The following is a 23,265-nucleotide window of genomic DNA, read 5'->3' on the forward strand; positions in this document are numbered from 1 at the left end:
TTTTTAAAACCAGTGTCCTAAAATAACACTGAATATACCTTTTTGGTTATTTTTAAGTGAGTGGCTGAAGTTTACTTTTATCTGCCCGAAAGGAGATTTGTAACCGGCCGTGATTCCCAGTGAACTATAATTTACTTTAACTGCATCTTCAAACTTGATATCGTTTGATAAGTTAGCAAAGCTGAAGTTTCCACTGATAAAATAGTTTTTGTTAAATTTAAATTGAACATCGTTAGATGCCAATATCACATTATTGGTATAAAGCTGGGCGAAATAAAATCCTCCAAAGCTTTTAAAATTCATTAGATTTTGCTCAAAAATTCCCCCCAATCTGTATTGATAGTAGGCAGGAAGATTTTCACCAATAGTAACCCCTCCAAACACATTAAGGCGGTAAGTGAATTGTTTTCCCAGAGGAATATTGATTTTAAGATCTGCTTTGATCTGAATTATCCTTTTATCAACCTCAGATTTTAAAAGATCTACTACCTTTCCTTCTGCAGCAAAATAAATTCCTTTGGTAGGAAACTCTTTATCATCCTGTGTATCGGTTTTTATGAAGATATAAGGGTTCAAAAAACGGCTGTAACGTTTGTTATCTCCATTGCTGTTTTCCGCTTTGAAGTAATCGTGGCTGATACCACCTCCAATAGCGAATTTATCCTTCCATATAGACTGTATATAGGCCTCATTTCTGATCCATTCCCAGCGGTCAACTACATAATTATCTACATTTTTTATATCAAAGCTCATTCCGGACGAGTAAATACCAAATCCCGGAATATATCCGTTGTCAATAAAATAGTTCAGGTAATATCTCAATCTGTCTCCTACGACAACATCAAGGGATAGATTAGAATTTTTAAATAAAAGCCTCTTTGCAGAATAATTCAAAAGAAGCCCTGTTTTGAAAACTTCATCATAATGAAGACCAAATTTTAGAAAATGGCGGGTGTCATCTTCAGTGACATAAAGTTTTAAATAGTTGGCATCATTTTCCTGAACAATATCATAATTGATAAAGCGATAATTATTTGTGGCCACCAATTTATCTACCATTTTATTGATGCTTCCATAAGTCTGTAAAGAGGGTAGACGGAGTCCCATTTTTCCCAGCGTGTAGTTTTTACCGTATATTTTACTTCCTTCGATGGAAATGCTGTCTATCTTGTATACATTGGAGTATATAGGGTTTACACGCTGTCTGAGGCGGTCAAAAGGACGTTTGGGTAGTTGATCCAGTACCTGGGAATATTTGAGGCCTTCTACGTATCCGCTGTCCAGAATTTTTTTCTTATCATCGTAGCTTGTAGCAGACATGCCCTTCAGATTGGGTTTGATATTAATGTCTGTATATTTATACTGTTTTCTTGTATCTTTCTTTATGCCGAAATCAATTACCTGGTTCAGGATGGATATAATATTGTTTAAATCCTCTCTTTTTGAAAGATCCTGATTAAGATCTACACCAATGACAATATCAATTCCTCTGTCTTTTAAGGGCTTTGAAGGGTAGTTCACCGTCATAGCTCCGTCAATATAAATACTGTCACCAATTTTAACGGGATCCATTAAAGAAGGGAATGCAGAACTTGCCATAATTGATTGTACCAGATCGCCTTTTTCAAATATCTGCATATTGCCGCTTTCAAGATTGGTTGCAACACACAGGAATGGAATTGGCATTTTGGAAAAGTCCTCGATATTGGAAACGTTTTTAAAAAGTTCTTTCAGAAGATAAACATTTCTCTGGCCGGTACTGATAGAAGATGGAAGTGTTATTTTTCCGTTTTTTAGCGGAATGGATAAAAGGTATTTGTCTACAGATTTGTTGAAAAAACTGGATTCCTGCCTCGATTTCGGATCCATAATTAAAGAATAGAAATCTGTATCCATGACAATTTTTTCTATTTCTTTTCCGGAATAGCCTGCTGCATATAAACCACCTACAATGGCTCCCATACTTGTTCCGGAAACATAGTCCACCTTTACTCCCAATGAATCTAATACTTTAAGAACTCCTACATGTGAAAACCCCTTGGCTCCGCCACCAGCAAGTGAGAGTCCGATCTTTGGGTTCTTAGGAATCACCAAATCTTTTTTTACCTGAGAATGGATCAATAACAGTTGGAATATGGAAAGCAGAATCAGGAGTTTTCTCATAGTTAATCTTTTATATAAATCCGTTTCACCCGAGGCGAAATGGAGGTTAATACTTCATAGGTTATCGTTTTGCAGTAGGCTGCGAATTCTTTTAAACTTGGTTTGGCGTTGAAAACAGTTACCGTATCGCCTTCTTTTACATTCGGGATATCGTCTATATTAATCATCATCATATCCATACAGATATTTCCAATGATAGGTGCCAGTGTTTTATTGACGCCTACATTTCCTACCTGATTTCCGATCAGTCTCGGAATACCATCGGCATATCCTACAGGTATTGTTGCAATTCTGGTAAGATGGTCAGCTTTATATTTTCTGCTGTAGCCTACAGATTCACCGTTTTCAACCATTGATATCTGTGAAATTACGGTTTTAAAACTTACAACAGACTGTAGTTGCTTCTGAATTTCATTATCAGGAGATTCTCCAAGCATTCCGATACCTATTCTTACCATATCAAACTGATAATTGGTATAGCTTGTTATTCCAGATGAATTCAGAATATGACGGAGAGGAGTGTATTCTAATTTTTGTATCAGGTAACTGGAATTCTTTTCAAAAACTTCCAGCTGTTTCAATGTAAATTCTTTTTCCTCAGGCATATCCGAAGAGGATAAATGGCTGAAAAGACTTTGCACCTTCACATTTTTCTGGCTTAAAGTTTCACTTAACTGATCCAGTTCAAAATCTTTAAAACCAAGACGGTGCATTCCGGTTTCCAGTTTGATATGGATCGGATATTTCTTATCATAACCTGATTTCTGAACGGCCTCATAGAATAATTCCAATACTCTGAAACTATAGATTTCAGGTTCCAGATTATACTCTATGATTGTCTGATAACTGTGCTGTTCAGGATTCATGACAATGATAGGAGTTGTGATTCCTTTTTTACGAAGTTCCACCCCTTCATCAACATAGGCTACACCCAGATAATCTATATGATGGTGCTGAAGAAATTCTGATACTTCATAACTTCCCAATCCGTAAGCATTGGCTTTTACCATGGCCATCATTTTGGTCCCTGGCTTCAGCAATGATTTATGATAGTTGATATTATGGAGAATGGCATTAAGGTTTACTTCCAATACCGTATCATGTTTTCTGAGTTCAAGAATATCTTTAAGTCTTTCTATTTCAAATTTTCTTGCTCCTTTTAACAGGATAATCTGATTTTCTATTTCAGTAAGGTGCTTACTTTCAATTAACTCTTTAGTATCAATAAAAGTATATGTTTTAGCTTTAAATAATTCACTGAAGTTTGATATTTCATCACCGATTAAGAATACAGAATCAAAATGCTGTTCATTGACCAACTCAGAAACTTCTTCATATAATTCTTTTACATTGGTACTCACCCCTACGATGTCTGTTAAGACCAGCGATTTTTTAGATTTGTTATATTCATTCAAAAACTGCAGGGCAGTCTTCAAAGAATCAAGGTCAAGATTAAAAGAATCATTGATGACGATATTACCCTTAATTCCTTCAATCGCTTCAAGCCTCATTTCAACGGCTTTTAAAAGGTTGATTTTTTCAACGATCTTTTTATTTTTGATATTCAGTTCCTTAAGGACTGTGATAAGCGCTGTAGCATTGGTTAATGTAGCTTCGTCTCTCTGATGTGCCGGAAAAGTGATTTCTTCACCAAAATAATCAACAATAATGTTGTCATCTTTGGAAACATTACTTTTGATGAAAACCTGATTCTTTTTTTTGAAACCGTAAGAAATTAATTTTTTATCAGGATAGGATTGTTTAATTTTTTGTTCTACCAAAGAATTGTCACCATTATAAATGATGACTTCAGAATTTTTAAAAAGTTTGATCTTTTCATCAATAAGCTCATCCTCGGAAGAAAAATTGGCAGCATGGGCTGTTCCGATGTGGGTAAGCAAACCGATCTGAGGGTGGAACATATTTTCAAGCTTCTCCATCTCATGTGGTTTTGAGATTCCCACTTCAAAGATTCCCAGCTGATAAGAGCTGTTGATCTGAAGAAGAGATAGCGGAAGGCCAATCTGAGAATTAAAACTTTTTGGGCTTTTTACAGTAGGAAATTCATTCCAGAGACATTGATATAACCATTCTTTTAAAATTGTTTTACCATTACTTCCCGTGATTCCAACAGATTGGAGGTGAGAATTTTCGAAATGGTATTTTGCCAGTTTTTGAAGAAACTCTACAGAATTTTCAACAATGATCCAGGTTATATTTTCAAATTCCGGAAAATGATGTTCGGAAATAATGACATTAATGCCCCTGTCTATGGCAGACTCTATGAATTTTTCACCCGAATTTTTATGGGTATTGATCGCAATAAAGGCAGTATTTTTAGTAGAATAAATAATCCTGCTGTCATACGCTATATTTTTGATCATTAAATTTCCATCTCCAATGATTTGTGCATTGGTGATCTCTGCAATGTGTTGTACTGTATAGTTCATTGGTGCCCTTTCTGCTTTGTTTTTGAACGAAACAGCAGAAGTAAAACAGCAAGAAAATAAGAAACCGATTATTTATACTGATTTCTTTTTCAAGATTTTATCTTATTGCTTTTCCGTCTTTATTTTTTACTGAGTGAATATATTTTTATGGGTGTATTCAATCCCTTATTTTCTTTTTAAAAGTACTTCGTCAATAAATACACGGCGGCTTACGGCCTCATAGCTTTCGGTTTCTCCCAATTCTACCAGATTATCTCCCTGGGAAGTTCTCATAGAATAGTTGGCGAGATTACCTGTTCTCTTACAAATAGCATGCACTTTTGTGACATACTCGGCAGTGGCCATCAAATTGGGCATTGGCCCGAACGGACGGCCTAAAAAGTCCATATCCAATCCGGCAATTACCACTCTGATCCCGCTATTGGCAAGCTGGTTGGCAACATCAACAATACTTTCATCAAAAAACTGAGCTTCATCAATGGCTACTACATCGCAATTGGATGCCAACAGAAGAATTTCATTAGGATTTTCCACTGCTGTACTGCGGATTTTATTCTGATTATGAGACACTACATCCTCTTCAGAATACCGTACATCCATTTTTGGTTTAAAAATTTCCACATTCTGTCCTGCCATTTCTGCTCTTCGCAATCTGCGGATCAGTTCCTCGGTTTTACCGGAAAACATAGAGCCACAAATCACTTCCATCCAACCACTTTGTTTGGAATGATTAATTGTATTTTCTAAAAACATTTGTTAAATTAGCCGTATATTTTTAACATCAAAAGTAAGCAATTTTAATAAGAATCTTATTATGCAGAATATCCAAGATTTAAAGGAAAAGATTTTTTTTGAATCCATGAATATCATTGATAATCTGGACAAAATAAGCAACGTGGACGAATTACTTTCCAAGCAAGATCTTGTAGATGAGCTTGCTAACAGGATTTCTTTTTTGAAACTGCTGGAAAAGAATATTGAATATTTTGTTACAGATCATCCGGGACAGCATCCGGACAGTCAGCACATCTCTTTTGTATCTGGAGAAACAGAACATTATGATAAAGGAAATGAGGTGACAGAGGAGGAAGCTATCTTTAATAATGAGCTGAACGAAATTGATGAGAATGAAATTTTCTCAACCGGATCTGAAGAAGAAGCCGTTTTCAATAATCAGCTGAATGAAATTGTTGAAAATGAATTCCATGAAAATATGGTAAGCTTTGCAGAAGAAGGTTACGAAGAAAAAACACCGGGAAATATTCAGGAACAGACTTCTGATCATGAAACGTTGGAAGAAGAAGCCGTTTTCAATAATCAACTGAACGAAATTGATGAAAATGAAATTTCAGAAGAGCAGAGAGCTGTTCTGAGCTTTGTGGATGAAGAAAAAATTCTTGCCGATTCTACACCGGATTCTGATGAAGATCTCAATGAAGACCTGTTTCATAATGAAGTGACGGAGGAAGAAGCTATTTTCAATAACCAACTGAATGAAATAGATGATCAGGAAGAGGAAAACATTGAACAGGAATCAAAAAAAGAAACTGATTTTGCCGAGGTAAATGATACTAAAGTTTCTGTGACGGAAATTATTCCAAGTATTTTTGATACAGAAACCCTGGAAGATGAAATACTGATTGAAGAAAATGAAGAGCAGTTTGTTGCTTCAAATGTTTCTATTGAACAGGGAGAACTGGCCACAGAAACGTCCAATGTAGAAAATATTCTGAGTGAGATAAAAAATGATCATTCAGTAGAAGAGCCCAAGGAGGAAAGCATCCTCGCTGAAGTCTATGACAGAAGAAAAATCGTTGAAATCGATAAACCTGCTGCCGAAGAAATAGAAAAACATCCTTCTGATGAAAGCTTTGAAAATTTAGAAGCATACCATCAGGAGAAAAAAATAAAATTATCCAATATCAAAGGATTGAAGGCTGTTCAGTCACTTTTTGATGACGATCCTCTGGAAAGAGAATTTCCTAACGAAAAGGAATCTGTGCTTGAGAAAGAAGATACCGGAAGTATTCTGAAGTCTAATATTCCTACCAATTTTATGGAAGCAGACAAACAGAAGCCGGAATTTAAACTGGATCTGAATGACAGGATTGCTTTTTCAAAAATGCTCTTTGAGGGAAGTCAGACAGATCTGAATGATACGGTATTTCAACTGAACCAGTTCAAAACACTGGAAGAAGCCAAAGAATATCTTAGTGATCTGTATTACGAAAGAAAATGGAATAAAGTGGATGAATATGCTCAGAGACTTTGGATATTGGTGGAAAACAAATTCTTATAATTTTGAGCGGAATCTTATATTTTGTTCCCACACCTGTTGGGAATCTGGAAGATATGACTTTCAGGGCGGTAAATGTCCTTAAAGAAGTTGATTATATTTTATGTGAAGACACCAGAACTTCCGGAATACTTTTAAAACATTTTGAGATCTCAAAGCCTTTAAAATCTTATCATTTACACAATGAGCACCAGGCTACCGAGAAAGTAATTACAGACCTTAAAAACGGTCAGAATATCGCTATTATTACCGATGCAGGGACACCAGGTATTTCGGATCCAGGATATTTGCTGGCAAAAGCAGGAGCAGACAATAATATTGATATGATCTGCCTTCCCGGAGCAACTGCTCTCATTCCTGCACTTGTAGTTTCAGGTCTTCCCAATAATGAATTTTTATTCGCAGGTTTTTTACCACAGAAAAAAGGGAGACAGACAAAGCTTAAGCAGCTTGCTGAAGAAAAAAAGACCATCGTTCTTTACGAAAGTCCCCATAAAATAAACACGACTCTGGAGCAGATCAAAGAATTCTTTGGAGAAGAAACCAAAGTAAGCCTAAGCCGTGAGATCTCTAAAAAATTTGAAGAAACTAAACGAGGAACAATCAATGAATTAATTGAATTTTCCAAGAGTAAAACATTAAAAGGAGAGATCGTTCTTATTGTCAACAATTCTATTTAATTTTTCTTGAAAAAATTAGTCTTTGTATTGTGTTCTGTAGTTTGTACAGCACAGACCAACCAGTATATGAAAGTGATCCTGTCAAAAAAGACAGGAAAGGAGGTGAATTCCTATTCGGAGGGATACGGAACAATTTATGATTCCGGTTCTAAAAAGCAGGGAATAGTAGACTCTTTAGGAACCGTTACCTTTGAATCTCCTTACAGAGGAGGAATTTTACATATTTTTAAAAACAGATTTATTCTTTATTCTGAAGTCGGAAATAGGAGAAGATCAGCCATTATTGACGAAAAAGGAAAGGAATTCATTGCCTTGGATGATCAGGAATTCAATACACCCTGGTGGAGCAAAGACCGTATTATTACTTCAAAACAGGATAAAGAAGCCGTCTATGACTATAATGGGAAAGAAATTATCCCTTATGCTGAAAAGATCCGTTTTTCGGGAAAGGACAGATTCTTTGTTTTAAAAGATAAAAAATGGTTTCTGTACGACCTTAACGGAAAACAGCTCAGCAGTCGGGAATTTAAGGAAGATTACAACTTCGAGGATGGTAAAGCACTGATCGTTAATGAAGAAAATGAAAGTGAAATCATTGGAACTCATGGGCAGACCCTGCATAAATTTTCTAAAAGGGTGGTAGATATCAACGCATATCCTTATCTGATTACTAAAAATAAGAGTACAGGAAAATACGGCTTGATAGATGCAGAAGAAAATATAATTGCAGAAGAAATCTTTAATGATATCACGCCGGAATATTTTGGAAAAAAGGAGTATATCTACCTTATAAAAAACGGAAAAGCAACCGTCTTCAGTAAAAAAGACAAGAAACTCTATTCCCAGACTTTTAAATACGTAAACCCTTTATTGAATAATTTCTTCAGTGTTTATAATGAAAAAGTAAAAAAATCCGGAATAGTTGATCTGGAAGGGAATATCATTATTCCTCAGGAATATGATTTTATCAAGGCTTTTACCATTTCAGGAAAAGATTTTATCTACCTTAAAAAAGGAAATGACGAAAAATTACTGGATAAGGATCTTAAAAATATTGTTGGAGAAGGAGTGCAGATTTTAGGTTTTTATCCGGACAATCTTATTATTGGAAAACAGGATCATTACTATAGATTTTCTGTGAAGGATGGTTCAGCGGTAGAATTGAAGAACATCAGTCAGATCAAAAATGAAGACGTTGAATATTTTAATCCGCTTAATCAGTATTCAAAACCCTTGGTATGTAAAAATACAGGCAATTTATATGGCATTCTGGATGGAAAAGGAACAGAAATTGTTCCCTTTATTTACGAAGATATCATCACATTCGGAAATGCTGAAAACGAAATTGTAGTAAAAAAAGAAGGAAAATTCGGAGTTTCAAACTTTCAGAATGAACCTTTGAAAGAAATTATTTATGATAAATATTTCTGGCAGAAAGAAGTACTGAAGCTGGATGGGATCAAAAAAACAGACTTTATTTATTTCACAAGATTTAAAAATAATTCTGTTCAGCTTTAATAAAATCCAAATAATCATCAAAAAAATCCAGTATTTTAACAATTTAAATGGGTTGAATAACAATTTATAATATCTTTGCAAACCGTTTAATTCCGGATAGGAATTGTAGAAAATATAAGAGTCAGCTGTCACAAGCTGAATGAGTTAAAAGAAAATAATTATCAATAGATATGAAAATATTAGAAGGAAAAGTAGCACTAATTACCGGAGCTACAAGAGGAATCGGTAAAGGTATCGCTGAAATGTTTGCTCAGCAAGGGGCAAAAGTAGCATTTACCTACGCGGGCTCTGTAGACAAAGCAAAAGAATTAGAAGCAGCTTTAAGTTCTGTAACCCAAATTAAGGGATATCAGTCTGACGCATCAGATTATGACGCGGCTCAGAAATTGGTGGAAGATGTAATGGCAGAGTTCGGGCAGATTGATATTTTGATAAACAATGCAGGGATTACAAAAGATAACCTATTATTGAGAATGTCCAAAGAAGACTGGGATAAAGTAATCAAAGTAAACTTAGATTCAGTTTTTAACCTTACCAAAGCGGTAATCAAGCCAATGATGAAGGCCAGATCTGGATCTATCATCAATATGACTTCTGTAGTAGGTGTGAAAGGAAATGCCGGACAAGCTAACTATGCAGCGTCTAAAGCTGGGGTTATCGGGTTTACTAAATCTGTGGCACTGGAATTAGGATCAAGAAATATCAGATGTAATGCTATTGCTCCAGGATTCATTGAAACGGAAATGACTGCTGTTCTGGATGAGAAAACAGTTCAGGGATGGAGAGAAGAAATTCCAATGAAAAGAGGAGGGCAGCCTGCAGATATCGCGAATGCATGTGTATTCCTGGGCAGCGAAATGTCAGCTTACATTACCGGACAGACGTTAAACGTTGACGGTGGAATGTTAACTTAAAAAATGAAAAAGGTACAGAATATAATATTATTCTTGTCGATATTACTAATCATCGGTCTGGCATACATCAGTTTTTTTAATGTATATCAGACCGATGATTATTTCTGGTCCTACACGACCAGAAAATCAGGATTACTGCAAAGTTTTACAGATACCTATACAAATTGGGGCGGAAGATATTTCGGATACTCAATTAATATGTTTAATCCTGTTTTTTATGACAGTAACAATATCCTCCCGAAAATATATCCTGTCTTCTTAATGCTCTCTTTTATCGGAGTTTCTGCATTAAACTTTAAAGAATATTTCAACTATTCTCTGAAAGAATCCCTCAAAAAAGGGTTTCTTCTGTTTTTCTTTTATACCGTACTTCTTGTAAGCTTACCAGAGCATTACTTCTGGATTACAGGGTCCAATGTCTATTTCGTTCCTGTTATTTTATCAGGGATTTTACTTTATTTTTTCAAAAAGTATGAGGATACAAAACGGAAAATATGGTTTTACCTTTCGGTTTTGCTCATCATAATTCTGATGGGATCTAATGAAATTCTGGCATTGATTCTTGAAGGTCTTCTGTTAGTCAATTATTATCAGAAGCGTGATAAAGAAAACTTGTTTCTGGTACTGTTAGGAACAATATTTTTACTTGTATGCTTTCTTGCACCAGGAAACTTCAACAGAATGGGAGAGGTGGAAAGAGGAATGGTAAAATGGTTGAAAAGAATTGCTCTTTTTGGTGCTGATACGGCTTATGTAGGATTAAAAGTTATTGCAGTACTTCCGTTATTTATAAAAGTTTTTGAAGAAGAACTTAAAAAGATTACCGTTCAGATCACATTTAAAAAAACTGTTTTATTTTGGTCTGTCGTACTGATTCCTTTGTTATTTACCAGCTATATTCTCACCTCTATTGCAAGACAGTTTGAAAGTATACTCTTTTATTTCCTGCTTACTTTTTCACTGTTATTGTATTTTAAATTTGAAAAAATTAAAAAGTTCTGGTGGGCTTCTCTCTTCATTATTTTTCTTCCTGAACTTAAAATTTTCCCGGAAAAATATTATTATTTTAATATTGATTTTAATGGTGAAAATATAGTCATGGAACTTCTGGATACAGATCTTAAGGAATATGAAAGAGAGATGAATGAAAGAATAGATATCATCAAAAATTCTTCTCAGGACTCTGTTGTTGTAGATAAGATAAAAGTGGTTCCGAGAATTTTATATATAGATGAAATGGCTTCAGAAAAAGAACAGGAAACCTATGTAAATGACCAGCTTCAAAAATATTTTAACAAGAAATATATAAGAACAAAAGAATAAATAAAAAGGCTTTAGATCATAATTCTAAAGCCTTTTGTTATGTTTTTATTTCTAGTCTTTAAAAACCTGATTTTCCTGTTCCTGAACCCTGATAAAAGTGGTTCTCTTGGAAAGTTCTTTAAGTTTTGAAGCTCCTACATAAGTACAGGTAGACCTTACACCTCCCAGAATATCTTTTACGGTGTCTGCCACAGGACCCTTGTAGGCTGCTTTCACAGTTTTTCCTTCAGAAGCACGATATTCTGCTACCCCTCCGGAATGCTTATCCATTGCTGTTTTGGAACTCATTCCATAGAAAAGGCGGTATTTTTTACCATTTTCCTCAATCATTTCTCCGCCACTTTCATCATGACCTGCAAACATTCCGCCCAGCATTACGAAATCTGCACCACCTCCAAAAGCCTTTGCAACATCGCCGGGAACTTTACATCCGCCGTCAGCAATAATATGACCTCCCAGACCATGAGCGGCATCAGCACATTCAATAATAGCAGAAAGCTGAGGATAGCCAACTCCTGTCTTTACTCTGGTAGTACAAACAGACCCGGGGCCAATACCTACCTTTATGATATCAGCACCCACGAGAAGAAGCTCTTCCACCATTTCTCCTGTAACGACATTTCCGGCGATAATGATTTTATCTGGAAAATTAGCCCTTGCTTTCTTCACAAATCCCACGAAATGCTCAGAATAACCATTGGCTACATCAATGCAGAGAAACTCGATTTTTGGATGCTTTTCAAGGATCAGTTTTATTTTTTCTTCATCGGACTTTCCCGTTCCTGTGCTTAAAGCAATATATTGATGAATACTTTCAGGCTGGCTCTGCAGAAACTGATCCCACTGTTCAGGAGTGTAATGTTTGTGAATAGCTGTAATGATTTTTTCTTTTGCCAGCTCTACCGCCATTTCAAAAGTCCCTACGGTATCCATATTGGCGGCAATTACAGGAACACCTGTCCATTTTTTCTTAGTATGTTTAAAAGTAAATTCTCTCTGTAAATCAACTTCTGATCTTGATTTTAAAGTAGAACGTTTGGGACGGAACATTACATCCTTGAACCCCAGTTTTATGTCATATTCTATACGCATTTTGTAATTATTTGTCAGAATAAAGGTAGTGAATAATATGAAATAGTGTATTTTTGAAATAATGGATTTTCCTGTAACTTTTCATATTTTCGGTAAAACAATCCTTGCACATCCTCTTTTTGAGGCTGGCGGAATGTTTTTGGGGATGAGATATTATTTTTATCTGAAACGCAAGTCCAAAGAAAAGCTTTCTTTCAATACCTCTGCTGCCGTTTTGATAGGAGCTACTGCCGGCGCTTTGATAGGGTCCAAGCTGATTGGCAATCTGGAAAGTCCTTATACGCTATTTGAGAATTTTAGTATTAAAAAATTTTGGTCAAATAATACCATTGTCGGAGGTCTGGCCTTTGGCTTACTCGGTGTGGAGCTTGCCAAGAAGATTGTACATCATAAAGAAAGTACTGGAGATCTTATTGTCTTTCCTTTGATGTTTGCCATTATTATAGGCAGGATAGGGTGTTTCCTTACAGGAATTGATGAAGAAACGTATGGCATTCCTACTGATTCTGTTTTTGGAATGCATCTTGGCGACCAATATCTCAGACATCCCGTTGCTTTGTATGAAATAGCCTTTTTAATTTTTCTTTGGATAGGATTAAAATATATTCAAAATCTTAAAAAGTATCCTTCCGGTTTTATTTTTCAATTGTTTATGCTCAGCTATTTTACTTTCAGATTCTTTTTAGATTTTATAAAACCAAGAGTTGAGATCGTAGGAAACCTTGGGATGATTCAAATTGTCTGTATCTGTGTTATTATTTACTATATTTATACTGTAAACACCAAAACTTTATATTTAAAATGAAAACCTTAACTATTTTGGAAGTAGGAAATCTGGCGGGTGTAGTCATAATGATTATTGGAGTGATTATTTTGGTAGCCGTGGTTTTTTCCCTTATCGTTACTGTTATCACAAAAATGATATATGAAAGGAAGGGAGACAGAAAATTCACTAAAAAACAATTTATCCAAACAATGCTTATCTGCCTTCTGGTCTGTGGATTGATCAGTGGTTATATTTGCGGAGGAGGAATTTAAACTTTTTGCTATGCCAGTAAGAAATTACACCTATTACGATTATACAATCAGTCTTTGTCCGGAATGTCTTAAAAGAGTCGGTGCTAAGATTATTATTGAGGATGAAGCTGTTTTTATGACCAAAAGATGTCCCGATCATGGTTTTTTTAAAACAAAAATAGCTTCTGATGTACCTTATTATAAAAACATAAGAAACTATAATAAAGCCTCAGAAATGCCTCTTCATTTCGGAACTGATGTAGAATATGGATGTCCCTATGATTGCGGGCTTTGTGTAGACCATGAGCAGCATAGTTGTCTTTCTATCGTAGAAGTTACAGATCGTTGTAATTTGACTTGTCCTACCTGTTATGCGATGTCTTCTCCGCATTATGGAAGTCATAGAAGTCTGGAAGAAATTGAAGCCATGTTTGATGTTATTGTAAAGAATGAAGGTGAGCCGGATGTAGTTCAGATCAGTGGGGGAGAACCTACGATTCATCCGGAGTTTTTCAAAATTATGGATATTGCAAAGTCGAAACCGATTAAACATCTCATGCTGAATACCAATGGAGTCAGAATAGCCAATGATCCGGGATTTGCTGAACAGTTGGCGACCTATGCTCCTGAGTTTGAAATATACCTTCAGTTTGATTCATTTAAACCGGAGGTACTGGAAGACTTTAGGGGAAAGGATCTTACTGCTGTAAGAATGAAAGCGTTGGAAAAACTCAATGAGCTTAATCTTTCCACTACATTAGTTATTGTCCTTCAAAAAGGCAAAAATATTGATGAAATTGGAAAAATTATAGAATTTGCCCTGAAACAGAAATGTGTGAGGGGAATCACGTTCCAGCCTGTTGAAATTGCGGGAAGAAACCGGGAAGATTCTGCTCATGAAAAGATTACTTTAACTGAGGTGAGACAGGAAATAATCAATCAGTTTCCTTTACTAAACTCTGATGATATTATCCCGGTTCCATGTAACCCGGATTCCCTGGCTATGGGATATGTTTTAAAACTTCAGGACGAAACGATTCCTTTGACCAGGTATATAAATCCTGCAGATCTTCTGAATAATGAATCAAGAAATACCATCGTTTACGAACAGGATAAAGGACTGCATATGCAGCTGCTGGATATATTCAGTACCGGGATTTCTGTAGATAAGGTACAGCCCAAAGTAAATCAGTTACTATGCTGTCTTCCGGAAGTTTGTGCCCCGGATCTTGATTATGATAACCTGTTTAGAATTATTATTATGAACTTTATGGATGCTCATGATTTTGATGTACGGGCAGTAAAAAAGTCCTGTGTGCATATTGTGAATAAAGACTTGAAGTTAATTCCTTTTGAAACCATGAACCTTTTCTATAGGGATGAAAAAAAGGCTTACCTCGAAGAACTTAGAAAAGAAGATAAAGTATTATTTTAATACATAAAAAAGCGTGAAATCAAATTTCACGCTTTTTTTACTTTTAATTTCTGATATTTATTTTTCTTCTTTCACATTTTCAAAGGTCATCACCTCTTCTAATGTTTTCATGTATTCGTATGCCGTAAGGTCAAACTTTACCGGAACAATGGAAATATATCCGTTAGCCAAAGCTGTTTCATCAGCATCTTCAGAATCATCCATATTGTTAAAATAACCAGTTAGCCAGTAATATTTTTTACCATGTGGGTTTATTCTTTCATCAAAGCTTTCTTCCCATTTTGCGTGAGCCTGTTTACATACTTTTACTCCTTTTATTTCTTCAGCCGGAAGTTTAGGAATATTCACATTCAGTACAATACCTTTTGGCATTGGGTTTTCCAGGGTTCTTCTTACGATATTCTGAATAAATTCTTTAGCCTGCGTAAAATCAGCTTCCCAACTGAAATCCAGTAATGAGAATCCAATTGCAGGAATTCCTTCTACCCCCGCTTCTACAGCAGCTGACATCGTTCCCGAATAGATCACATTAATAGAAGAGTTGGCTCCGTGGTTGATTCCAGAAACTACAATATCAGGTCTTCTTTTCAGAATTTTATCAAGAGCCATTTTTACACAGTCTACAGGGGTTCCGCTGCATGAAAAATCAATCTGCGGACCTTCCAGGGTAACTTCTTCGTAGCTTAGGGTAGAATTAATGGTAATAGCGTGGCCTTTTCCACTTTGAGGAGAGTTGGGTGCTACAACAACTACTTCTCCGATTTCATTCATAAAACTGATAAGATTTCTGATACCAGGAGCTGTAATTCCATCATCATTAGTAACCAGAATAAGCGGTCTTTCCATAAATTATCTTTAATATTTTTTATTCAAATAGGGTGAATTTGTTCATGTTAGAATTGAACAAATAGATTTTCAACACATCAAATGTAGGTAAAAATAAGACGTAATAAAACAGCTGTTTTATTATTAATTTTTCCGGATTCAGAATAGAGGCTGCCTTGTTTTTATTATAAAATGGGGCTGTGGGAATGGAAAAAGGAGAATTAAAGTTTAGAAAATAAATTAGGAATTAAGAAAAATTAATGCATTGATTTAATTTCAGGTTCCCCAAATAGCAATTTCTGTTTCATTAATAACCTCAGTACTTTACAGATGCTTTTTCAAACAGAATCTGATACCGTTTAGCTTAAAAGCACCTGCTAAGCCTGATGGTTGTTTAATTTAAGTGGTTGTACAAAATAATAAACTAATCAAGAGGTTTTCTGCCTGTAATGATGTTATAAAGAATAACAATAATGGCAATGACCAGTAGAACGTGAATCAAATAACCCGTGCTGATGCCCGGAACTATTCCTAACATTCCTAAAAGCCAAACAACGATGCAGATGACTGCAATTAACCATAATAAACTTCTCATGACGTTACATTTTAAAGTTATCTGGTTAAATATCAGCATATTTTGTGCCTTTATGCTTTGAAATTCATTTTTGTGGTATCTGTTTTTAGTTTTCAGTGAGAAATAAAATTGGGAATCTTCCTTGAAAACAGAATGATAATTATTGCATTTTGGAACTAAACTGCCTGATAATAGGAAATGGCTAACACTGTTATTATTATTTGCGAATCTATTTAATAAAAATGTTCAAAACTTTCTGATAATTGCAAATAAGGTATTAAATTTGATCATTTGTAACAGTACCAAACTTACTGCTACTAATTATTATACTTATTTTAAAAAAATTAATAAATAAAGACAGTTTATGTGGAAAAATTTCAAACTGAATAAATTTTTACTTCTTATTCCATTAACCAGTCTGATGTTTTGTTTCAACTCGCCAAAGAATGACGATGAAAAGATGCAGACGATAATGGTGAGCGTAAAAAACACACTTTCTTATCTGCATTATAGCCCCAAATCTATCAATGATGCCTATTCGAAGGACGTTTATAAGCATTATTTCGAATTGGTAGATCCAGCGAAAAGATATTTTCTGCAATCTGACATGGATGAATTCAACAAGCATGAAACAAAGCTTGATGACTATATCAGCCAGGGTGATCTTACATTCTATAAGCTTACGATTGACAGACTATACCAGAGAGTGGATGAGATTGATAAAATAACACAGGATATTTTCAGTAAGCCAATCAATCTTCAGGAAGATGAAACGCTTACCCTTGAGCCGAAACTCAAAAAGGTACCAGCCAATAAGCAGGAACAGTATAATGAGTGGAAAAAATTCATCAAGTACAACATCCTACAGGAAGTAGAGTCGATGAACAGTAAAGAAGAGGCTCAGAAAGAAAAGAAAGATTCTGTTCAGAAGTATAAGCTGAAAGATACGATCAAGTTTAAGCCTCTTACTCAGGACGAAAAAATCAAAAAAGCGACTGATGAAGTAAAAGATCTTGTAAAAGATACCTTTACCCGATTCAAAAAGAGAAAGAAAATGGATTGGTTTACCGTGTATATGAACGCTTACACAGAAGTATTCGATCCGCATACCAATTATTATTCACCAAAAGATAAAGAAGATTTTGATACTCAGTTTACAGGAAAAGTGATCGGTATTGGTGCTTTGATCCAGGAGAAAAAAGGAAATCTTTATCTGGGAGCTCTTACCATTGGTGCACCGGCGTGGAAATCTAAACAGCTTTCAGAAGGTGATAAAATCCTGAAAGTAAGATCTAAACCGAAAGAAGATGCTGTAAATGTGGTAGGAATGCTTTCTGATGAAGCAGTACGATTGATCAGAGGTGAGAAAGGAACTCCGGTAACACTGACGGTTCAGAAAAAGGACGGAACGATCAAGGATGTAACAATGATCCGTGAAGAAGTAGCTATTGAAGATACTTTCGCAAGAAGTATTGTAGTAAACACTCCAAATGGAAAGAAATATGGTTTCATCAACCTTCCAAGCTTTAATGCTGATTTTGAAAATGCAAAAGGAAGAAATGCTTCGGATGATATTAAGAATGAGATCATTAAGCTGAAAGAACAAAATATTCAGGGAATTATTCTTGACCTTAGAAATAATGGAGGGGGTTCTTTAACTGAAGTAGGTGATATTATGGGGCTTTTCATGGAAGCAGGTCCTTACGTTCAGGTGAAAGACGGAAACGGGAAAATTCAGACTCTTAAAAATAAAAATGAAACTCCTATCTGGACAGGTCCATTGGTGATTATGCAAAACGAGCTTTCTGCTTCAGCTTCAGAAATCCTTGCAGGCGTAATGCAGGATAATGGAAGAGCAATGATTATCGGATCTCCTCAGTCTTTCGGAAAAGGAACCGTGCAGACTTTTGTTGATCTGAACAGATTCCTGAACACGGAGGATGATTTCGGATCTTTAAAACTGACTATCCAGAAGTTCTACAGAATTACCGGAGAATCTACACAGAGAAAAGGAATTGTTTCTGATATCCAGATGAAAGACTTCTTTACCTATGCTGAAGTAGGAGAGCGATATGATGACTATGCTTTGGCATGGGATAAAATTCCACCTACAAAATTCCAGAAACTGAACTATTTCAACATTCAGGCGCTGGAAAAAGCAAGTGCAGACAGAATGGCTAAAAACAGCAATTATCAGTTGTTATTAGAGTCTGCTCAGTGGAGAGAAAAACTGGACAAGGAAGAAAATATTACTTTGAATATCACTAAGTTCAATGAACTGATGAAGAACAGAAAGTCTCAGATTGAAAAGTTCAAGGCTTTAACTAAATTTGAGAACGGACTTCAGTTCATCATGTATCCAAGTGAAGTTGAAAGAGAGAAAAAAGATGAAGCTTTCAAGAAAAAATCTGAAATGTGGATCAAGAATCTGAAAAAAGATCTTTACCTGCAGGAAGCAATGAATATTGTATCAGATATGGGAGCTAAATCCTAAACATAAAAAAACCGCTAATAAAAATTAGCGGTTTTTTTATTGAGTAACGGGATTATTTAATTTCTACACATCCCACTCTTCCTCCTGCATTTCCGGTTGGCTGAGTATGGAAATCATCTGCAGCAGCATGTACAATAAGACCTTTTCCGATGATGTTTTTAGACTCATCTGTACAGCCCAGACACCATTTGTCTGTCTTGAAGGTCAATGTTGCAGTTCCGCTCTCATCAGCAACCAGGTTTCCTATATCTCCCATATGGAAATGTTCAGCACCCCATTTACCATGATCATTCTTGGAAGGATTCCAGTGGCCTCCGGTAGAAGTTCCGTCTGCTGCAGAGCAGTCTCCTTTTTCATGAATGTGTACTGCATGGATTCCAGGAGTAAGATTGGTGATATCCAGCTTCATAGTTACCTCATTTCCATTTTGGGTAAACTTCGCTGTTCCTCCTGTTTGTGTTCCGCTTTTGGCGTTTACAGAATACATTTTTGTAGTTCCGCATGAAGCGGCTAAAAATGCACACCCTGCCAATAATGCTAATGTTTGTACTTTCATTTTTTAAATGATTTATAGTGATTTTACCCCTAAATTATGAAAGATTTTTCAAAGCGCTTTATGATTCCAGTCTTTTTTCAAAAACATGCTGAGCAGTAAAGCCGAAATTCCATAAGTTTCGGCCTCAGATTCTGCAATTTTTGAACGGGAAAGGGTAATTGCTTTAAAAAGGGAAAAAAACTTATTTTTAACGTGAAAGTAATTATTACTCTCACGCATTAAAAGAAGAAATAGAAAATGATTATTCTATATACATTCATCAGCGAAGAAAAGCACCAGTCTCTCATTGACCGGTATCTGCCTGTTTTTTCTGAGGATATTAAAAGAGATATTCTGAGATACAGAAGATGGCAGGATGCACAGCTTTCTTTGCTTGGAAAGATTTTGTTACTGCAGGGTTTGAGAACCTATTATGATATTTCTGATGCAGAAATTATGGTTAATTCCAATAATAAACCTTATTTAAAAGGGAATCCTGTATACTTTAACATTTCTCATTCCAAAGATCTTGTTGCCTGTATCATTGCTGAATTTCCTGTGGGAATTGATGTTGAGTTTTTCGATACTTCTATAAACTACCTTGATTTTGAATTTCAGATGACCACTGATGAGTTTGAAAAAATTAATGAGGCGGAAGACAGGATCAAGAGTTTTTTTGCCTATTGGACTGCAAAAGAGGCCGTTATAAAAGCACATGGTGATGGAATGATGATCCCTTTAGATTCCTTTGAAGTCTCAAATAATGAAGCTCTCATTAACGGTGAAAAATTCTTTACAAAAGATATTTTTATTGATAAAAATTACTGTAGTTGTATTGCTTCAAATGACATCAAAATAAATAATGTAGTGCCTTTTATTGAATATCTCGAAATTTAAAGGGATTAAATTTTTTTTACTATATGTGCCTGTATTACAGTATTTTTTTAACCTAATAAAATCATTATGTGGTGATTAATGTTGTTTTTTTTGTGAATTTTTCTTTGGTGAATCCAAAATTAACATATATCTTTACCCGCAGAAAAAAAATTATTTTAAACACACAAAGACAAAAATGAAAAAAAATGTATTTCTGCTGATTACATGCGGTTTCAGTGTGCTTTCTTTTGCACAGGTGGGCATTAAAAAAGACAACCCCAATGCCAGCGCTGATCTTGAACTTGGATCAAGCAATAAAACACTACTTTTAAACAGAGTTCCCAACACCAGTTCAGTTGCAAATCCGGTTAATGGTATGATGATCTATGATTTGTCCGAAGAATGTGTAAAAGCATATCAGGCAGGCAAATGGTCCAAATGCCTGGGTAAAGGGTTAAATGGAAAAAAAGCTCTTAATAGCCTTGTTTCTTTATCTTGTACCTCCGCTACTATTTCTCCAAGTCCGGTTGCCGGACAAGCTTTCAATGGTACACTGACGATTCCCTACACAGGTGGGAACGGAGAAACTTATGAGGCACAATCTATTAAGGCCAATGGACTGAGCGCTGCTTTACCCACTGGAAGATTTGCCATGGGAAGCGGAAGTTTACTATACCATATTACAGGAACTCCGGACCGGACCGGCAATATTACATTTAATGTAACTGCTGCAGGAACTTCTTGTTCTGTTACTTCAAAATAATATATTAGGTATTTCCAGATGACCAGTTTCAAACCATTGCAGCGTATTTCTTAAGTAATTTCTGTGTATTCTATGGTAATTGGAATTCATAACAGTTTTGTTTATCAATTATAAATTAAACGGTTATAAAAACCACCAATACTCTAATTTATACAAGGTTTCTCTATTTTATCTTGCAACTATACAGACACTTTTTGAATCTGCTTACTGGAATTTGCTGTTCTTTATTTTTATTACAACTTCAATAAAGAATATTTATATAGACAAATTTTATTAAACACAACAAAAATTTAAAATGAAAAAAAAGTTATTATTACCTATCTATCTTAGTATTAGTATTTTTTCCTTTGCTCAGGTAGGGATTAATCAACCTAATCCTAATTTAAGTGCAGATCTCGAACTGGGATCTAAGAATAAGAGTTTATTATTAAACAGAGTTCCCAATACAGGGGCTATTAATAATCCGGTAAACGGAATGCTAATCTATGATGTATCAGAGCAATGTGTAAAAGCTTTTCAGGGAGGTGCCTGGTCACAATGTTTCTGGAAAGAAAGCTCTTCTTTTACATTAGTATGTTCATCTGCGGTATTTAATCCTGCTTCCGCAACTCAGAATCAACCATATACAGGGACATTAACAATTCCTTATACAGGAGGTGACGGAAGTGCTTATACTTCACAAGTTTATCAGGCCAATGGATTAACTGCTACATTAGCTCCGGGTAATTTTGTGATGGGAAATGGCACTTTACAGTTTAATGTATTAGGAACTCCGGTGAGTGCAAGTCCTGCAGTATTTAATATTACTGTAAATGGAAGTACTTGTTCTGCAATTTCTCTTCCGGTCAATAACGGAACTCCGGTAATTCCTCCTACAATTACTGTCCAAGAAGGAATATATTTTATAGGTTCGGTATATGATAATGATTATGCTCCTTATACAGAGCCTACAGGACCTGCTACAACTGCCAGACCTGTAGCGGCAGATGGTGTTCTGGATAAACTGGCAGATTATCAAGGTTTCATTCCTACGTCAGGACTGGACATTTTTATTCCTGTTACCACTACAGGAACTGGTTCTCTTAGCGCGTGGAGTTCAACAACAACGGTTCCTGCTAATCTTACGGAAGATGGAATTTCCAGACAACTTACACTTTCATGGGCAGCACAGACTTATGATTCTAATACTAAATCAATAAAAGCAAAGCTTACAGCTATAGGGGGAACTTTGAATGCCAAAAAACTGGATATTAATGCAGGAATAGGAAATGATTATCTTGGAGTATTAATGGCAAGGTTCCAGTTCCCTTCTAATAATACCGGAGCTTCAAAAAATTATGATGTTCGTATTTTGCCGGGTATTCCTGATAAAATGTTTGGTATGACTGACGCAGGAGGATCCAATAACAGACATAATTTCCTTTATCTTCCTGTTCAGGCTGAAGATGGCTACACATGGTTAAATAATAACCTGGGAGCAGATTATGCCAATACTAACAGTTCAAACTTCAGTATTGCTCAGCAGGCAACCGGCCCTAAAGATTTTAGAGCTTATGGATCAATGTTCCAATGGGGAAGAAAGCCAGATGGGCATGAGTTAATGATTTGGACTGCAAATAATGCAGGAACACCTGTTAATCCAACAGTTAATCCAACAGCAACCGATAATCCAACAGATACCAGGTTTATTGGAACAGGTGGAGGCTGGAGAGTAACAGCAGATGGTACATTGTGGCAGAATGGATCTGCTCCGAATAATCCTTGTCCTAAAGGATTTAAAGTTCCTTCAGCAGCTCAGCTAACTAATTATATAGCAGCAGTTAAACCTTTAGGATTAGGTGGTGGAATTAATGCGGCAGCTTCCAGCAAACTGGCTTTTCCTGCGGCAGGAAAACGTGATGCTTCATTCGGAACGATATCATCATCTTATTCAGGAAGCAGTGGCTTCTATTGGGGAAGTGGAGCGTCCGGCCAGTCCGGTGATATTTTCCAGATTTCCGAATTTGGAGAACATGGTGTTTCAAGCTCAGGAACAGCACAGGGAAGCTCAGTTCGTTGTATCAAAGAATAAGTAAAATTTAAAATAAATGATTATTTGATGGCCGCCAACATTGTTGGTGGCTATCAGTAATTACTGAATCTAATACCATTAATAAAAATAAACTCCCTCTGTCAGACCATATTATGTATTCAATACTATATTCTGATTAAAATCATGATAAACACACATTTAAACTAAACAAAGCTTAATGTTCTTTTACTTAAATAAGAGAATCTCAGTAAACCTATTACAATTATTTCACTCTCATA

The 23,265-nt window shown here is 35.6% G+C and carries 19 protein-coding genes; 12 read left to right on the plus strand and 7 right to left on the minus strand.

The window, feature by feature from the left end:
• Positions 1–3 precede the first annotated feature (3 nt).
• The 3 genes from OL225_RS20505 to OL225_RS20515 form a co-directional block, all read right to left on the minus strand.
• A complete protein-coding gene (locus OL225_RS20505) occupies positions 4–2,163 on the minus strand; it encodes a patatin-like phospholipase family protein (protein WP_264519423.1) in 2,160 nt (719 codons plus the stop codon).
• A gap of 2 nt (positions 2,164–2,165) precedes the next feature.
• On the minus strand, positions 2,166–4,613 hold the full coding sequence (locus tag OL225_RS20510) for a bifunctional UDP-N-acetylmuramoyl-tripeptide:D-alanyl-D-alanine ligase/alanine racemase (RefSeq protein WP_264519424.1): 2,448 nt from the start codon (positions 4,611–4,613) through the stop codon (positions 2,166–2,168).
• A 165-nt stretch (positions 4,614–4,778) separates the two neighbouring features.
• Positions 4,779–5,366 (minus strand): thymidine kinase, encoded by a 588-nt coding sequence (locus OL225_RS20515; RefSeq protein ID WP_047377916.1) that lies wholly within the window; start codon positions 5,364–5,366, stop codon positions 4,779–4,781.
• A gap of 61 nt (positions 5,367–5,427) precedes the next feature.
• Between OL225_RS20515 and OL225_RS20520 the strand changes: the two genes are divergently transcribed.
• From OL225_RS20520 to OL225_RS20540, 5 genes are all read left to right on the plus strand, one after another.
• Positions 5,428–6,912, plus strand: a complete 1,485-nt coding sequence (locus OL225_RS20520) for a hypothetical protein (RefSeq protein ID WP_264519425.1) — start codon at positions 5,428–5,430, stop codon at positions 6,910–6,912.
• Positions 6,913–6,914: 2 nt separating this feature from the next.
• Positions 6,915–7,589 carry a 16S rRNA (cytidine(1402)-2'-O)-methyltransferase gene (rsmI, locus tag OL225_RS20525; RefSeq protein ID WP_047377914.1) on the plus strand — a complete coding sequence of 225 codons (675 nt, stop codon included), beginning with the start codon at positions 6,915–6,917 and terminating at the stop codon, positions 7,587–7,589.
• A gap of 6 nt (positions 7,590–7,595) precedes the next feature.
• Positions 7,596–9,107, plus strand: a complete 1,512-nt coding sequence (locus tag OL225_RS20530) for a WG repeat-containing protein (RefSeq protein WP_264519426.1) — start codon at positions 7,596–7,598, stop codon at positions 9,105–9,107.
• A gap of 170 nt (positions 9,108–9,277) precedes the next feature.
• The gene (gene fabG / locus OL225_RS20535) at positions 9,278–10,021 is read left to right on the plus strand and encodes a 3-oxoacyl-[acyl-carrier-protein] reductase (protein WP_047377912.1); all 744 of its coding nucleotides are present in this window, start codon (positions 9,278–9,280) and stop codon (positions 10,019–10,021) included.
• Positions 10,022–10,024: 3 nt separating this feature from the next.
• Entirely contained in the window at positions 10,025–11,344 is a 1,320-nt protein-coding gene (locus tag OL225_RS20540; RefSeq protein ID WP_264519427.1) for a DUF6056 family protein, read from the plus strand.
• Between the two features lie 51 nt (positions 11,345–11,395).
• Here OL225_RS20540 and OL225_RS20545 read toward each other — a convergent pair whose 3' ends face one another.
• On the minus strand, positions 11,396–12,436 hold the full coding sequence (locus OL225_RS20545; RefSeq protein WP_264519428.1) for a GMP reductase: 1,041 nt from the start codon (positions 12,434–12,436) through the stop codon (positions 11,396–11,398).
• Positions 12,437–12,497: 61 nt separating this feature from the next.
• Here OL225_RS20545 and OL225_RS20550 point away from each other — a divergent pair, with 61 nt between their 5' ends.
• Genes OL225_RS20550 through OL225_RS20560 form a run of 3 tightly spaced genes read left to right on the plus strand, consistent with a single transcriptional unit; the run spans position 12,498 to position 14,888 of the window.
• Complete coding sequence (locus OL225_RS20550) at positions 12,498–13,241, plus strand: prolipoprotein diacylglyceryl transferase (RefSeq protein ID WP_264519429.1); 744 nt, start codon at positions 12,498–12,500, stop codon at positions 13,239–13,241.
• The gene (locus tag OL225_RS20555; protein WP_047377907.1) at positions 13,238–13,474 is read left to right on the plus strand and encodes a hypothetical protein; all 237 of its coding nucleotides are present in this window, start codon (positions 13,238–13,240) and stop codon (positions 13,472–13,474) included. Before OL225_RS20550 ends, OL225_RS20555 begins: the two co-directional genes overlap by 4 nt.
• Positions 13,475–13,484: 10 nt before the next feature.
• On the plus strand, positions 13,485–14,888 hold the full coding sequence (locus OL225_RS20560) for a radical SAM protein (RefSeq protein WP_264519430.1): 1,404 nt from the start codon (positions 13,485–13,487) through the stop codon (positions 14,886–14,888).
• Between the two features lie 57 nt (positions 14,889–14,945).
• On the opposite strand, the gene surE is transcribed toward OL225_RS20560, so the two are convergent.
• Entirely contained in the window at positions 14,946–15,734 is a 789-nt protein-coding gene (surE, locus tag OL225_RS20565; protein WP_047377904.1) for a 5'/3'-nucleotidase SurE, read from the minus strand.
• 403 nt (positions 15,735–16,137) lie between these two features.
• Positions 16,138–16,308, minus strand: a complete 171-nt coding sequence (locus tag OL225_RS20570; protein ID WP_047377903.1) for a lmo0937 family membrane protein — start codon at positions 16,306–16,308, stop codon at positions 16,138–16,140.
• Positions 16,309–16,651: 343 nt separating this feature from the next.
• On the opposite strand from OL225_RS20570, the gene OL225_RS20575 reads away from it, so the two are divergent.
• Positions 16,652–18,781 carry a carboxy terminal-processing peptidase gene (locus tag OL225_RS20575; RefSeq protein WP_047377902.1) on the plus strand — a complete coding sequence of 710 codons (2,130 nt, stop codon included), beginning with the start codon at positions 16,652–16,654 and terminating at the stop codon, positions 18,779–18,781.
• Positions 18,782–18,833: 52 nt separating this feature from the next.
• On the opposite strand, the gene OL225_RS20580 is transcribed toward OL225_RS20575, so the two are convergent.
• The gene (locus OL225_RS20580) at positions 18,834–19,337 is read right to left on the minus strand and encodes a superoxide dismutase family protein (protein WP_047377901.1); all 504 of its coding nucleotides are present in this window, start codon (positions 19,335–19,337) and stop codon (positions 18,834–18,836) included.
• Between the two features lie 237 nt (positions 19,338–19,574).
• On the opposite strand from OL225_RS20580, the gene OL225_RS20585 reads away from it, so the two are divergent.
• From OL225_RS20585 to OL225_RS20595, 3 genes are all read left to right on the plus strand, one after another.
• A complete protein-coding gene (locus OL225_RS20585) occupies positions 19,575–20,213 on the plus strand; it encodes a 4'-phosphopantetheinyl transferase family protein (protein ID WP_264519431.1) in 639 nt (212 codons plus the stop codon).
• Between the two features lie 175 nt (positions 20,214–20,388).
• A complete protein-coding gene (locus tag OL225_RS20590; RefSeq protein WP_264519432.1) occupies positions 20,389–20,955 on the plus strand; it encodes a hypothetical protein in 567 nt (188 codons plus the stop codon).
• Positions 20,956–21,250: 295 nt separating this feature from the next.
• Positions 21,251–23,026 carry a hypothetical protein gene (locus OL225_RS20595; protein WP_047377899.1) on the plus strand — a complete coding sequence of 592 codons (1,776 nt, stop codon included), beginning with the start codon at positions 21,251–21,253 and terminating at the stop codon, positions 23,024–23,026.
• Positions 23,027–23,265: the final 239 nt, after the last annotated feature.

Source organism: Chryseobacterium viscerum, assembly GCF_025949665.1.
GTDB classification, from domain to species: domain Bacteria; phylum Bacteroidota; class Bacteroidia; order Flavobacteriales; family Weeksellaceae; genus Chryseobacterium; species Chryseobacterium viscerum_A.